Here is a 13073-nt window from a genome sequence, read left to right on the forward strand (position 1 = left end):
GCGGATCGTCTTCATCCGGACCCTGGTCACCGGGAAGCAGGGTGCCGAGTCCGGCCGCTCGATCGACACTGTCGCCAACACCGGGCAGTACCTGTAACCGATCCGGTCCGGACCGTCGGCGGTCCCGGAACCCGCGCCCCGTCCGGCTGTGGTGCCTCGTGGCCCCGCAGCCGGACGGCGCGTCTCGGGGCCCGCCGGTCGGTGCCGCGTTCTAGGCTCGACCCACCGTTCGCAGGCAGACGGCCGGCGCCGGTGTTGCACAGCGGTACGTCAGCGTGTTCCGCCCGTCGGGGGCGGTACACCGGGCAAGGAGGGCCGCATGACCGTACGGCGCGTGATGGGCATCGAGACCGAGTACGGGATCTCCGTGCCGGGGCACCCCAACGCCAACGCCATGCTCACCTCGTCCCAGATCGTCAACGCGTACGCGGCGGCGATGCACCGGGCACGGCGGGCCCGCTGGGACTTCGAGGAGGAGAATCCGCTGCGCGACGCCAGGGGCTTCGACCTCGCACGGGACGTCGCGGACGCCAGCCAGCTGACCGACGAGGACATCGGCCTCGCCAACATCATCCTCACCAACGGCGCGCGGTTCTACGTGGACCACGCGCACCCCGAGTTCAGCTCGCCCGAGGTGACCAACCCGCGCGACGCCGTGCTCTGGGACAAGGCCGGCGAGCGGATCATGGCAGCCGCCGCACAGCGCGCCCTGGAACTGCCCAACGGGCAGAACATCCACCTGTACAAGAACAACACCGACAACAAGGGCGCCTCCTACGGCACCCACGAGAACTACCTGATGAAGCGGGCGACGCCGTTCGCCGACATCGTCCGCCACCTCACCCCGTTCTTCGTCTCCCGCCAGGTGGTCACCGGCGCCGGCCGGGTGGGGATCGGCCAGGACGGCTCGGCCAACGGCTTCCAGATCAGTCAGCGGGCCGACTACTTCGAGGTCGAGGTCGGCCTGGAGACCACCCTCAAGCGCCCGATCATCAACACCCGCGACGAGCCGCACGCCGATGCCGAGAAGTACCGCCGGCTGCACGTGATCATCGGGGACGCCAACCTCTCCGAGATCTCCACCTACCTCAAGCTCGGCACCACCTCCCTGGTCCTGGCGATGATCGAGGACGCCTTCATCGCCTCCGACCTGGCCGTCGACCAGCCGGTCCGCACCCTGCACCGGGTCTCCCACGACCCCACGCTCAAACACCTGATCACGCTGCGCAGCGGGCGCAGGCTCACCGCCGTCCAGCTCCAGCTGGAGTACTTCGAGCTGGCCCGCAAGTACGTCGAGGACCGTTTCGGCACCGACGCCGACGAGCAGACCGTGGACGTGCTGGCGCGCTGGGAGGACGTGCTGGGGAGGCTGGAGCGCGATCCGATGTCGCTCTCCCGCCAGCTGGACTGGATCGCCAAGCGGGAGATCCTGGAGGGCTACCGCAGCCGGGACGCCCTGGAGTGGGACAGTCCGCGGCTCCAGCTGGTCGACCTCCAGTACAGCGACGTGCGCCCCGAGAAGGGCCTCTACAACCGTCTGGTGGCCCGCGGGCGGTTCGACCGGCTGGTCACCGAGGACGAGGTCACGCGGGCCGTCACCAAGCCGCCGGAGGACACCCGGGCGTACTTCCGCGGGCGGTGCCTCGACCAGTACGCGGAGCACGTCGCGGCCGCCTCCTGGGACTCGGTGATCTTCGACCTGCCGGGGCGGGACTCGCTCCAGCGGGTCCCCACCCTGGAGCCGCTGCGCGGCACCCGGAACCACGTCAAGGAGCTGCTGGACCGCTGCCGCACCGCGGAGGACCTGCTCCGGGTCCTCTCCGGCGGGTAGTTTTCCGATCACCACGGGTGAACGCCCGGCGAATGGGAATCATCCGGGGTGGCAGCGGGTGTTGGACAGGATGCGCCCCGGCAAACCGGAAGCGGGTAGTCGCACCTTGTGTATAGGGTCGGTGCAGCAAGCAACGACCAAACCGTGCCAGACGATCGAGCGGGGTGAGGGAAATGGCGAGCAAGGACACCGACGGCGGCCAGCAGCGGGCGAACCGCTCCTCCGAGGAGGTCGAGGAGCAGGCCGCGGAAACGCAGAATTCCGACGAGCTCAAGGAACGCCAGGAAAAGCTGAGCGACGACGTCGACGCGGTTCTGGACGAAATCGACGAGGTCCTGGAGTCGAACGCCGAGGATTTCGTGCGGCAGTTCGTGCAAAAGGGCGGGCAGTAAGCCCGGCACCCCTCCGCGGGTATTCCGGAATTTCGCGGTTGCGACCGAGAACGGCGGGCGGGCGGCGTGAGCCGTCCGTCCGCCCCGGTCCGGCCCTCCGCCGCACTGGACAGTGATCGTCCGGCGGGTAGGGTGCGGGCAGCGCGCGCTTCAAGCTACCTGGAAGGAATCGTGTGGAAGCCAACACTCGTGGCACCGGGCGTCTACCGGCTGCCTTCCTGACCCCGGGGTCCTCGTCGTTCCTCGACTTCCTCGCCGACCACCAGCCGGAGCTGATCCCGGGCCGGCGCGGCCTGCCCGAAGGCATCGTCCAGGCCCCGCACGGGACGACCATCGTCGCGGCGGTGTTCGACGGCGGCGTGGTCCTCGCGGGTGACCGCCGGGCCACCATGGGCAACGTGATCGCCCAGCGGGACATCGAGAAGGTCTTCCCGGCCGACGAGTACAGCGCGGTCGGCATCGCCGGCACCGCCGGCCTCGCGGTGGAGATGGTCCGGCTGTTCCAGCTGGAGCTGGAGCACTACGAGAAGATCGAGGGCACCGTGCTCTCGCTGGAGGGCAAGGCCAACCGGCTCACCACCATGATCCGGGGCAACCTGGGCATGGCGATGCAGGGCCTGGCCGTCGTCCCGCTCTTCGCCGGCTACGACCTCGACCTCGGCCGCGGCCGGATCTTCAACTACGACGTCACCGGCGGCCGCTCCGAGGAGCGCGGCTTCGCCGCCACCGGTTCCGGCTCGGTCTTCGCCCGCGGTTCGCTGAAGAAGCTCTACCGCGACGACCTCACGGCCGAGCAGGCCTCCACCGCCGTCGTCCAGGCCCTGTACGACGCGGCCGACGACGACTCCGCCACCGGAGGCCCGGACCTCGCCCGCAGGATCTTCCCGATCGTGTCGCTGATCACCGAGGACGGCTTCCGCCGGCTCACCGACGCCGAGGTCTCCGACATCGTCGTCTCCATCACCGACCACCGCCTGGGCCGCCCCAACGGCCCGCAGGCCCCGCTGCTCTAGCCGCGCCACACCTACCAAGGAAGGGACGACCGCCGGTGTCGACACCGTTCTACGTCTCGCCCCAGCAGGCCATGGCGGACCGCGCCGAGTACGCCCGCAAGGGCATCGCGCGCGGTCGCAGCGTGGTCGTGCTCACCTACGCCGACGGCATCGTCTTCGTCGCCGAGAACACCTCCCGGGCGCTCCACAAGGTCTCCGAGATCTACGACAAGATCGCCTTCGCCGCGGTCGGCCGCTACAACGAGTTCGAGAACCTGCGCATCGGCGGCGTCCGCTACGCCGACCTGCGTGGCTACTCCTACGACCGGGCCGACGTCACCGCGCGGGGTCTGGCCAACGTCTACGCCCAGACGCTCGGCACCATCTTCTCCTCGGTCGGTGAGAAGCCCTACGAGGTGGAGCTCATCGTGGCCGAGGTCGGCCGCACCACCGACGAGGACCAGATCTACCGGCTCACCCCGGACGGCTCGGTCGTCGACGAGCAGAACTACGTGGTGGTCGGCGGCAACGCCGACTCCATCGGCAACTACCTGGGCCAGCGCCACCGCACCGGGCTCTCGCTCACCGACGCGGTGAAGGTGGCCGTGGACTCGCTCGCCCGCGACCCCAACGGCGGCAGCCCGCGCACCCTCACCCCCGAGCAGCTGGAGGTGGCGGTGCTGGACCGCCAGCGCTTCCAGCAGCGCAAGTTCAAGCGGATCCTGGGCGGCCAGCTCGCCCGGCTCCTCGACGGCGACGAGTCCGCCGAGACCGACGACGAGGAGAAGCCGGCGGCCACCCCGCCGGCCGCCTCCGACCAGTAGTGCCTGCGGGGTCCCCGCGGCGGCCGGCGAACGACCGCCGCAGGGACCCCGGTGCCCCTGCGGCGGCCCGGACGGCGCCGCGGAGGCGGTTTCGGACAGCTCCCATCAGAGAATGGATGGCCCATGGACCGCCGAATTTTCGGGCTGGAGAACGAGTACGGCGTCACCTGTACGTTCCGCGGGCAGCGCAGGCTGTCCCCGGACGAGGTGGCCCGGTACCTCTTCCGCCGCGTAGTCTCCTGGGGCCGCAGCAGCAACGTGTTCCTGCGCAACGGTGCCCGCCTCTACCTCGACGTCGGATCCCACCCCGAGTACGCCACCCCCGAGTGCGACGACGTCGTCGAGCTGGTGACGCACGACAAGGCGGGCGAGCGCATCCTCGAAGGACTCCTGGTCGACGCCGAGCGGCGGCTGCACGAGGAGGGCATCGCGGGGGACGTCTACCTCTTCAAGAACAACACCGACTCGGCGGGCAACTCCTACGGCTGCCACGAGAACTACCTGGTGGCCCGGCACGGCGAGTTCTCCCGGCTGGCCGACGTGCTGATCCCGTTCCTGGTGACCCGGCAGCTGATCTGCGGCGCCGGCAAGGTGCTGCAGACCCCGCGCGGCGCGGTCTACTGCGTCAGCCAGCGGGCCGAGCACATCTGGGAGGGCGTCAGCTCGGCGACCACCCGCTCCCGTCCGATCATCAACACCCGCGACGAGCCGCACGCCGACGCCGAGCGGTACCGGCGCCTGCACGTCATCGTGGGCGACTCCAACATGTCCGAGACCACCACCCTGCTCAAGGTGGGCTCCACCGACCTGGTGCTCCGGCTGATCGAGGCCGGCGTGGTGATGCGCGACCTCACCCTGGAGAACCCGATCCGGGCGATCCGCGAGGTCAGCCACGACCTCACCGGGACCCACCAGGTCCGGCTGGCCAACGGCCGGGAGGCCAGCGCGCTGGACATCCAGGAGGAGTACTACACGAAGGCGCTGGAGTTCGCCGACCGCAAGGGCATCAACACCGGCACCATCGCGCGCGTCCTGGAGCTGTGGGGCCGCACCCTGGAGGCCGTGAAGACCGAGCGGCTGGACGACGTGGCCACCGAGATCGACTGGATCATGAAGTACAAGCTCATCGAGCGCTACCGCGAGAAGCACCAGATGAGCATGAGCAACCCGCGGGTCGCCCAGATCGACCTCGCCTACCACGACATCCACCGCCGGCGGGGCCTGTTCTACCTGCTCCAGGCCAAGAACCAGGCGCTCCGGGTGACCACCGACCTCAAGACCTTCGAGGCCAAGTCGATCCCGCCGCAGACCACCCGGGCCCGGCTGCGCGGGGACTTCATCCGCCGGGCGCAGGAGCAGCGCCGCGACTTCACCGTCGACTGGGTGCACCTGAAGCTGAACGACCAGGCGCAGCGGACGGTGCTGTGCAAGGACCCGTTCCGGTCGGTCGACGAGCGGGTGGAGAAGCTCATCGCGGGGATGTGAGCGCGGGGCGGTGAGGTGAACGGGGGCGCCGCCGGGGTGCGGCGTCCCCCGCCGGTGTGATCTTTGCGGCGCCCGGGCCCGGTGGTGTCTACCGGGGCCGGGCACCGTCGGGGAATACGCTGTCCGTCGAGTCCGGAGAGCCGACTTTGACCGACAGTTAGGAACACCGTGCGCCGCACCGCCGGGTTGCTTCTCACCCTGCCCCTGCTGCTGGCGGTGGCCTGCAGCAGCTCCACCCGACCCGCCAGCCCGGCCACGCCCACGGCGTCGCCCAGTGTCGCCCCCACCGTGCCGACCCCGGTGAACGAGGCTTCGCCGATGCCGACGCTGTCCGGCGGCGGGTTCGGGAGCAAGGCCACCATCACCCTCCCCGAGGGCCAGCCGAGCGGCCAGTTCGTGGTGAACACCGTCAGCGAGGGCGACCGGTCGACGGTCAACAAGGGCGACTGGGTCACGGTCAACTACACCGCGAAGGACTGGTCGTCCGGCAAGGACCTGCCCAGCTCGTACGACGCGGGCGGCAAGCCGCAGCTCTACCAGGCCGGCAGCGGGCAGCTGGTGCCCGCCTTCGACCAGAGCGTGATCGGCAAGAAGGTCGGCAGCCGGCTGCTCGTGGTGGCCCCGCCGGCCGCCGCCTTCGGCACCCAGGGCAGCACCCAGCTCGGGGTGGGCCCGGGGGACACCGTGGTCTTCGTACTGGACATCATGGAGAGCCTGCCGCCGGACGCCACGCTCTCCGGCACCATGACGCCGCCGCCGGCGACCATGCCGCAGGTCAAGGACAACGGCAAGGCCGCGGTGACGATCACCGTGCCGCCGGGGCAGGCCCCGCCGACCGAGCTCCAGCAGGCGGTGCTGATCAAGGGCGAGGGCAAGCAGGTGAAGGAGGGACAGACCCTGGTGGTGCAGTACACCGGGGTGCTGTGGAGCAACGGCCAGCAGTTCGACTCCTCCTGGAGCCACGGGGGTGCCCAGGCGCTGCAGATCGGCACCGGCAGTGTGATCGAGGGCTGGGACAAGGGCCTGGTGGGCCAGACCGTCGGCAGCCGGGTCGAACTGGTGGTGCCGCCGGCCCTGGGCTACAAGGACCAGGCGCAGGGCGCGGTGCCGCCGAACTCGACGCTGGTCTTCGTGATCGACATCCTGGAGGCCGTGTAGCCTCCGCCGCGGCCTGGGAAAGGCCGCGGCGATTCCGTACGCTTGGGCGGGCGCTCGCACAGGGAAGCGCCCGCCCTCATCCTGACCTGTCATACTGCCCTCGCACTGTGGTAGGCGCCGCCGGCGTCCGGGGTCCGGGCGCGCAGTGCGACAGCACTCCGGCGCCCACCACGCCGGCCGTAGACCTCGAAGACCTCGTGGCGAGATGGATGGGGAGTCATGTCTGAGAAAGCGTCGAGCCCGGGCGGAGCCGGCACCGCGAACGGAAACTCCGCCGGTGACCCGGCAGACTCGCGGCCCGGCGGCCCGCTTCCGGGCGACGGCGAGTCGATCGTCGTACCGCCGTCGATCCTGAAGCAGCAGGCCGGCTGGGCCCAGCCCGGCGATGCCCCGCGGCCGACGGGCGCGACGAAGACCGACGAGACCCCGCAGATCTTCGCGTCGACCGTGCGCCGCCAGGACACCTCCGAGGCCGGGTACGACGAGAACCCGGGGAACGTCGGCAAGCTGGGCGTGATCCTCGGCACCGTGCTGTCCGTGCTGCTGATCGGCAGCGCCGTGACGCTGTACCTGGTGAACAAGGACGACGACTCGTCGGACAGCGCCGCCGCCAAGCCGGACGCCGCCAAGAGCGCCCCGGCCACGCCGACCGCCGACCCGGTCCCGCCGATCAAGGACACCGCCAAGGTGCTGCCGACGGTCACCGGCGATTTCGGCAAGAAGGCCACCATCGAGGTGCCCGCCGACCAGTCGGACGGCAACTTCGTGGTCAAGGTCCTCACCGAGGGCACCGGCCCCAAGGTCGAGAAGAACTCCTGGACCTCGGTCGACTACACCGGCAAGGACTGGAACACCGGCAAGGACATCCCCTCCTCGTACGACGAGAAGGGCAAGCCGCAGATCTTCCAGGCCGGCACCGACGCGCTGATCCCGGCGCTCGACCAGGCCGTGGTCGGCAAGAAGGCCGGCAGCCGGCTGCTGGTGGTGGCCCCGCCGGCCGCCGCCTTCGGGGCCCAGGGCAACCCGAGCATGTCGATCGGGGCGAAGGACAACCTGATCTTCGTCATCGACATCCGCAACAGCAACGCCCCGGACGCCGTGGTCAGCGGCACCGTGACCCCGCCGCCCGCGGACTTCCCGCAGGTCAAGGACAACGGCAAGAAGCCGGCCGACATCACGCCGGTGGCCGGCGCGGCCGACCCGACCGAGCTGAAGTCCCACGTCCTGATCAAGGGCGAGGGCCGCAAGGTCGAGAAGGGCGAGAAGATCCTCGTCCAGTACACCGGCGCGCTGTTCAAGGACGGCAAGATCTTCGACTCCTCGCTCAGCAAGGGCCAGGCGTTCTCCTTCCCGCTCGGCGGCGGCCAGGTCATCGCCGGTTGGGACCAGGGCCTGGAGGGCCAGACCATCGGCAGCCGCGTCGAGCTGGTCATCCCGGCGTCGCTCGGCTACAAGGACCAGGCCCAGGGCGACATCCCGGCCAACTCCACGCTGGTCTTCGTCGTCGACATTCTCGACGCCGGTCAGGGCTGATCCACTTTCGGGTGACAATGGTGTGCGTGTGACCTTCGGGCCGGGCCGCGTGGCCCGTGCCCGGACGGGCGGCGGGCGCCCGTACCGTGGTCCGGGAACGGACCGGGGGTGCGGGCGCCCGCCGCTTGGTCATGGACCGAACCAACCGTGAGAAGAGGCACAGTGAGCAAGCCTGAGATCGACTTCCCGGTCGGCGACCCGCCGGCCGAGCTCAAGATCCGCGACATCGTCGTCGGCACCGGCGAGGAGGCCAAGCCCGGCCAGGTCGTCGAGGTCCACTACGTCGGCGTGACCTTCGCGACCGGCGAGGAGTTCGACGCCAGCTGGAACCGCGGCTCGACGTTCAAGTTCCCGCTCGGTGGCGGCCGCGTCATCAAGGGCTGGGACCAGGGCGTCGCCGGCATGAAGGTCGGCGGCCGTCGCGAGCTGGTCATCCCGCCGCACCTGGGCTACGGCAACCAGTCGCCGACCCCGGCCATTCCGGCGGGCTCGACCCTGATCTTCGTGGTCGACCTGATCGGCGTCTGAAACCGGTCGTGACGCAGGGCCGCACCCCGGGAACGGGGTGCGGCCCCACGCGTTTCCGGACTCGGCTTTTGCACTGCGTACCGCTACCGGTACGGTCGGTCCCGCCGGGTCCCACGACGGCCCGGCGGGCACACCCCGCGCGCGGCGCGGCACACCGGAAGGGTCAGCGATGGCGATCGCCAAGGCAGAGCGGCTGATGAATCTCGCCCTGTGCCTGATGAACACCAGACGTCCGCTCTCCAAGAAGGAGCTGCGGGAATCCATCGAGGCGTATCGCGAGGCCTGGCAGAACAGCAGCGAGGAAGCCTTCAACCGGATGTTCGAGCGGGACAAGGACGACCTGCGCGAGCTCGGACTGGTCATCGACGTCGACGAGAACGCCCTCGACGGCGAGCTCGGCTACCTCGCCCGCGCCGACCGCAACCGGCTGCCGGAGATCGCCCTCGACGCCGAGGAGGCCGCCGCGCTCACCCTCGCGGCACGCGTCTGGCAGCAGGCCAAGATGTCCGGCGCCGCCAGCGGCGCGCTGCAGAAGCTCCGCGCGGCCGGCGTCCCGTTCACCGAGACCGAGGGCCGGCCGGCCCTGGAGCCGCGGATCCCGGCCCGGGAGGCCGCGTTCGAGCCGCTGCTCACCGCCGCCCGCGACCGCCGCCCGGTCACCTTCGAGTACCGCAAGGCCGGGGCCGCCGCCGCCGAGCAGCGCAGCGTCGAGCCGTGGGCCCTGGAGTGCTGGCGCGGCCACTGGTACCTGGCGGGCTGGGACCGCGACCGCGAGGACGCCCGGGTCTTCCGGCTCAGCCGGATCACCGGCAAGATCCGCGCCCGCTCCGGCGCCTTCCTGGGCACCGTGCCCGAGCACGTGGACGTCCGGGCCACCGTCGCCAAGTTCGCCGGCGAAGGGGCCACCGCCACGGCCGTGGTGAGGATCCGCCGCGGCGCCGGGTTCCCGCTGCGCACCAAGGCGCTCTCCACCCGGCGGTCCGACGAGGGCTGGGACGAGCTGGAGATCCCGTACGGCAACGGGCTCGGCGCCGACCTGGCGGAGTTCGGGCCGGACGTCCTGGTGGTCGGGCCGGAGGAGCTGCGGGCCGACGTGATCGACCGGCTGCGCGCGGTGGCCGGCACTGTGGTGGAGGGTGTGCGGGCATGAGCAACGCGATCGACCAGACCCGGCGGATGCTCTCGCTGGTCACCTACCTGCGCGAGCGCCCCGGCGCGGAGGTGGCCGAGGTCGCCCGTGCGTTCGGCATCACCGAGCGCGAGCTGATCGGCGACCTCAACGTGCTCCCGATGTGCGGCACCAGCTTCCGCGGCGGCGACCTGCTCGACATCGACACCGACGGCGAGCGGATCTGGTGGCACAACGTCGACGACGTCGCGCAGCCGCTGCGGCTGGCCGCCGACGAGGCGACCGCCCTGCTGGTCGCCGCCCGCGCGGTGGCCGGGCTGCCCGGCCTGCGGGCCGGTGACCGGGAGGCGCTCACCCGGGCCGTCGCCAAGATCGAGAACGCGGCCGGGGAGAACGCCGAGGGCAGCGCCCGGGTCGGCGTCACCTTCGAGGCCGAGAGCCACGTCTTCGCCGACATCGACCGCGCGCTCAGCGAGGGCCGACGGCTCTGGCTGCGCTACTACTCGCACGGGCGCGGTGGCATGACCGAGCGCGAGGTCGACCCGATCCGGCTGCTCACCGAGGGCCACACCTACCTGGAGGCCTGGTGCCGGACCTCCGAGGACCACCGGATGTTCCGGCTCGACCGGGTCGCCGAGATCCGGGTGCTGGACGTCCCCGCCGATCCGCCCAAGCGGGAGCCGCGCGACCTCTCCGGGGGGCTGGTCAACCCCTCGGCCGACGACCCCGAGGTGGTGGTCGAGGTGTCCTCCGGCGGTCGCTGGGTCGCCGAGTACTACACCCACGACCGGGCCGAGGAGCTGCCCGACGGCGGGCTGCGGATCACCCTGCGCAGCGCCGACCCCTCGCAGCTGCGCCCGCTGGCGCTGCGGCTGGGCCGGGACGGGCGGATCGTCTCCCCTCCGGAGCTCGCCGGGCAGGCACGGGCGGCGGCGCTGGAGGCCTTGGCCCACTACGGGGAGGGGCTGGTCTGAGCCGTGGAGCCCGCCGGTACCAGATTCAAGGTCTACTGCTCGGAGTGCCGGGAGAAGGTCGAGCTGCCCGCCGAGCAGTTCCGCCTCACGTTCGGCCGGACTCCGGCCCAGGCGCACTACAGCTTCGGCTGCCCGCTCTGCGGGGCGGCCGTGCGCAAGCCCGCGGGGGAGAAGATCGTCGCGGCGCTGACCGTGGCCGGGGTGCGCACCATGCGGCTGATGCCGGCCGAGGGCTGAGCGGGCAGCGGGGCGGCGCGCGCCCGGTGCCCGCACCGGGCGGGGCGGGGCCGAGCGGGGGAGGCGCGGCCCGCGGCGGCGGATAGGGTGGGGCCATGTCCTGGATGCTCGTCGCCGCCGTCCTCGTCGCCACCGCCGGCCTGCTGGTGCTCGGCGTCCTCGCGGTCCGGCTCTGGCTGGACGTGCGGGCGCTGGCCGAGGGAGTGGACACCGCCTCCCGGGCACTCGCCGAGGCGGCCGGCGACCTCGCGGCCTCGGCACCGGGACGTCCCTGACCCCGCGCCGTCGCGGATCGGCCCCGGCGCCCTCCCGGCGGCGGTGCCGGCTCCCGTCCGCGCCGTCCGTCCGGTCCCGCCCGCTCCGCTCCGCGCCGTCCGTCCGGTCCCGCCCGCGGTCGTCCGACCTCTTCCGGACCGGGCCGACCTGCCGGGATCGGCGGTCGGGGGTGCCGGGGGGCTGCTGTACGGGGGTACCGGCGCGTTACGCTCTCAGCAGGCTCCTGAGTGCGAGGGGGCCGCTGTCCTGTTCGGGCGGCCGTCGTCACGGTGTCATCCGCAGCGGTTACCATCCCCGCAGCGGGCGGCCCGCCGGTGCCGCCGAGACTGAAGGTGGTCGAGCATGCGGATCTCGCCGATCGCGATTCTGGTGGTCGTGGTCCTTGCCATTCTCCTCTTCGGGGCCAAGCGCCTGCCCGACCTGGCGCGTTCGCTCGGCAAGTCGATGCGGATCCTGAAGAGCGAGACCCAGGCGATGCGTTCGGAGGGGGCGGCGGACGCCTCGGCCCCGCCCGCGCCGGCGGTGGCCGACGACGTCGCCGCGAAGACCATCCAGTCCGCGCCGGGGGCGTCCGCGACCTCCCGGCCGGTGAGCGAGCAGCCCTCGGGACGGTCCGCCGGTGCTGCCGCGTCCGACGGCGGCCGGGCGCACTGAACACGTCCCGCCGTGAAGACGCGCACGCGGGGCACGCGACGCACGCGACCACTGGAGGCCCGCCGACCGGCGGGCCTCGACGCACGAGTTGAGGACCGGGGTTGAGCAAGCTCACCAAGGCGCAGAAGGCGCCCAAGGATCCCGAGGGGCGGATGGCCCTCGCCGACCACCTGCGGGAACTGCGGAACCGCGTGGTCAAGTCGGTCCTGGCGATCGTGGTGTTCACGATCGTCGCGCTGATCTACCACAAGCAGATCGAGTCGTTCCTGCTCAAGCCCCTGCCGCAGTGCACCCCCGAGGTCATCCTCGAATCCGAGGGCCGTTGCGCACAGGTCTCCACCATCGGCCTGACCGCGGGCTTCAACTGGATGCTGAAGGTCGCCCTGACGGCGGGTGTGGTCGCCACCGTGCCGGTCTGGCTGTACCAGCTCTGGGCGTTCGTGGCGCCCGGCCTGCACAAGCACGAGCGCAAGTACACGGTCATCTTCATGGTGTGCGGTGCGCCGCTGTTCCTGGCGGGTGTCGGGCTGGCGATCCTGCTGCTGCCGATGACCGTCGAGGTGCTGATCTCGTTCACCCCGAACGACACCACGCCGATCCTGCCGCCCGCGGACTACTTCGACATCGCGACCAGGCTGGTGCTGGTCTTCGGCCTGGCCTTCGAGTTCCCGCTGCTGCTGGTGATGCTCAACCTGGTGGGCGTCGTCACCGGTAAGCGGCTGCTCGGCTGGTGGCGCGGCATGGTGATGGGCATCACCGTCTTCGCGGCCTTCGCCACCCCGAGTGCGGACCCGCTGAGCATGCTGGCGCTGGCCGCGCCGATCTGGGCGCTGTACTTCGTCGCGGTGGGTATCGCGATGATCAACGACCGTCGCCGGGCCCGCCGCAACCCGGACCTGGAGCTGAGCGACGAGGAGGCGTCCCACGTCGACCTCACGGTGGCGCCGGTCTCCGGGGCCGAGGCGATCGAGGCCTCCGGCACGCCGACCGCCTCCGCGTCGGTGCCCGCGGCCCGGCACGAGCAGATGGACGACATCACCTGATCCGACCGGGCCGAGCG

Annotated in this window: 14 protein-coding genes and 1 pseudogene; all 15 read left to right on the plus strand. The window is 71.4% G+C overall.

Annotation, left to right across the window (positions count from 1 at the left end; all coding sequences use genetic code 11):
- The first annotated feature begins 319 nt into the window (after positions 1-319).
- The 15 genes and pseudogenes from dop (at position 320) to tatC (ending at position 13056) form a co-directional block, all read left to right on the plus strand.
- Positions 320-1831, plus strand: coding sequence for a depupylase/deamidase Dop (dop, locus tag ABZY91_RS13615; RefSeq protein WP_329949752.1), 1512 nt, complete (start codon positions 320-322; stop codon positions 1829-1831).
- 173 nt (positions 1832-2004) lie between these two features.
- A complete protein-coding gene (locus tag ABZY91_RS13620; protein WP_329874959.1) occupies positions 2005-2223 on the plus strand; it encodes a ubiquitin-like protein Pup in 219 nt (72 codons plus the stop codon).
- Between the two features lie 144 nt (positions 2224-2367).
- Positions 2368-2445 (plus strand): annotated as a pseudogene (locus ABZY91_RS13625) (recombination endonuclease VII); the annotation flags it as partial.
- On the plus strand, positions 2442-3236 hold the full coding sequence (gene prcB / locus ABZY91_RS13630; RefSeq protein ID WP_329875040.1) for a proteasome subunit beta: 795 nt from the start codon (positions 2442-2444) through the stop codon (positions 3234-3236). The pseudogene ABZY91_RS13625 and the gene prcB, both read left to right, overlap by 4 nt.
- Before the next feature lie 35 nt (positions 3237-3271).
- Entirely contained in the window at positions 3272-4039 is a 768-nt protein-coding gene (gene prcA / locus ABZY91_RS13635) for a proteasome subunit alpha (RefSeq protein ID WP_329874961.1), read from the plus strand.
- Positions 4040-4162: 123 nt separating this feature from the next.
- Positions 4163-5524, plus strand: a complete 1362-nt coding sequence (pafA, locus tag ABZY91_RS13640) for a Pup--protein ligase (RefSeq protein WP_329874963.1) — start codon at positions 4163-4165, stop codon at positions 5522-5524.
- A gap of 168 nt (positions 5525-5692) precedes the next feature.
- Positions 5693-6682, plus strand: coding sequence for an FKBP-type peptidyl-prolyl cis-trans isomerase (locus tag ABZY91_RS13645; protein WP_329874965.1), 990 nt, complete (start codon positions 5693-5695; stop codon positions 6680-6682).
- Positions 6683-6901: 219 nt separating this feature from the next.
- Positions 6902-8215: an FKBP-type peptidyl-prolyl cis-trans isomerase gene (locus ABZY91_RS13650; protein WP_355402190.1), complete on the plus strand. Its 1314-nt coding sequence runs from the start codon at positions 6902-6904 to the stop codon at positions 8213-8215.
- A gap of 147 nt (positions 8216-8362) precedes the next feature.
- Complete coding sequence (locus ABZY91_RS13655; protein ID WP_329874968.1) at positions 8363-8743, plus strand: FKBP-type peptidyl-prolyl cis-trans isomerase; 381 nt, start codon at positions 8363-8365, stop codon at positions 8741-8743.
- A gap of 169 nt (positions 8744-8912) precedes the next feature.
- The gene (locus ABZY91_RS13660) at positions 8913-9893 is read left to right on the plus strand and encodes a WYL domain-containing protein (RefSeq protein WP_329949753.1); all 981 of its coding nucleotides are present in this window, start codon (positions 8913-8915) and stop codon (positions 9891-9893) included.
- Positions 9890-10846, plus strand: a complete 957-nt coding sequence (locus tag ABZY91_RS13665) for a WYL domain-containing protein (RefSeq protein WP_329949754.1) — start codon at positions 9890-9892, stop codon at positions 10844-10846. The genes ABZY91_RS13660 and ABZY91_RS13665 overlap by 4 nt, the downstream gene beginning before the upstream one ends.
- Before the next feature lie 3 nt (positions 10847-10849).
- Positions 10850-11083: a hypothetical protein gene (locus ABZY91_RS13670; RefSeq protein WP_329874972.1), complete on the plus strand. Its 234-nt coding sequence runs from the start codon at positions 10850-10852 to the stop codon at positions 11081-11083.
- 95 nt (positions 11084-11178) lie between these two features.
- Positions 11179-11358, plus strand: coding sequence for a hypothetical protein (locus tag ABZY91_RS13675; RefSeq protein WP_329949755.1), 180 nt, complete (start codon positions 11179-11181; stop codon positions 11356-11358).
- 343 nt (positions 11359-11701) lie between these two features.
- Complete coding sequence (tatA, locus tag ABZY91_RS13680) at positions 11702-12013, plus strand: Sec-independent protein translocase subunit TatA (RefSeq protein WP_329874977.1); 312 nt, start codon at positions 11702-11704, stop codon at positions 12011-12013.
- A 101-nt stretch (positions 12014-12114) separates the two neighbouring features.
- Positions 12115-13056 (plus strand): twin-arginine translocase subunit TatC, encoded by a 942-nt coding sequence (gene tatC, locus ABZY91_RS13685; RefSeq protein WP_329874979.1) that lies wholly within the window; start codon positions 12115-12117, stop codon positions 13054-13056.
- The last annotated feature ends 17 nt before the right edge of the window (positions 13057-13073 follow it).

It is taken from the genome of Kitasatospora sp. NPDC002965, from assembly GCF_040611255.1.
Lineage (GTDB): Bacteria > Actinomycetota > Actinomycetes > Streptomycetales > Streptomycetaceae > Kitasatospora.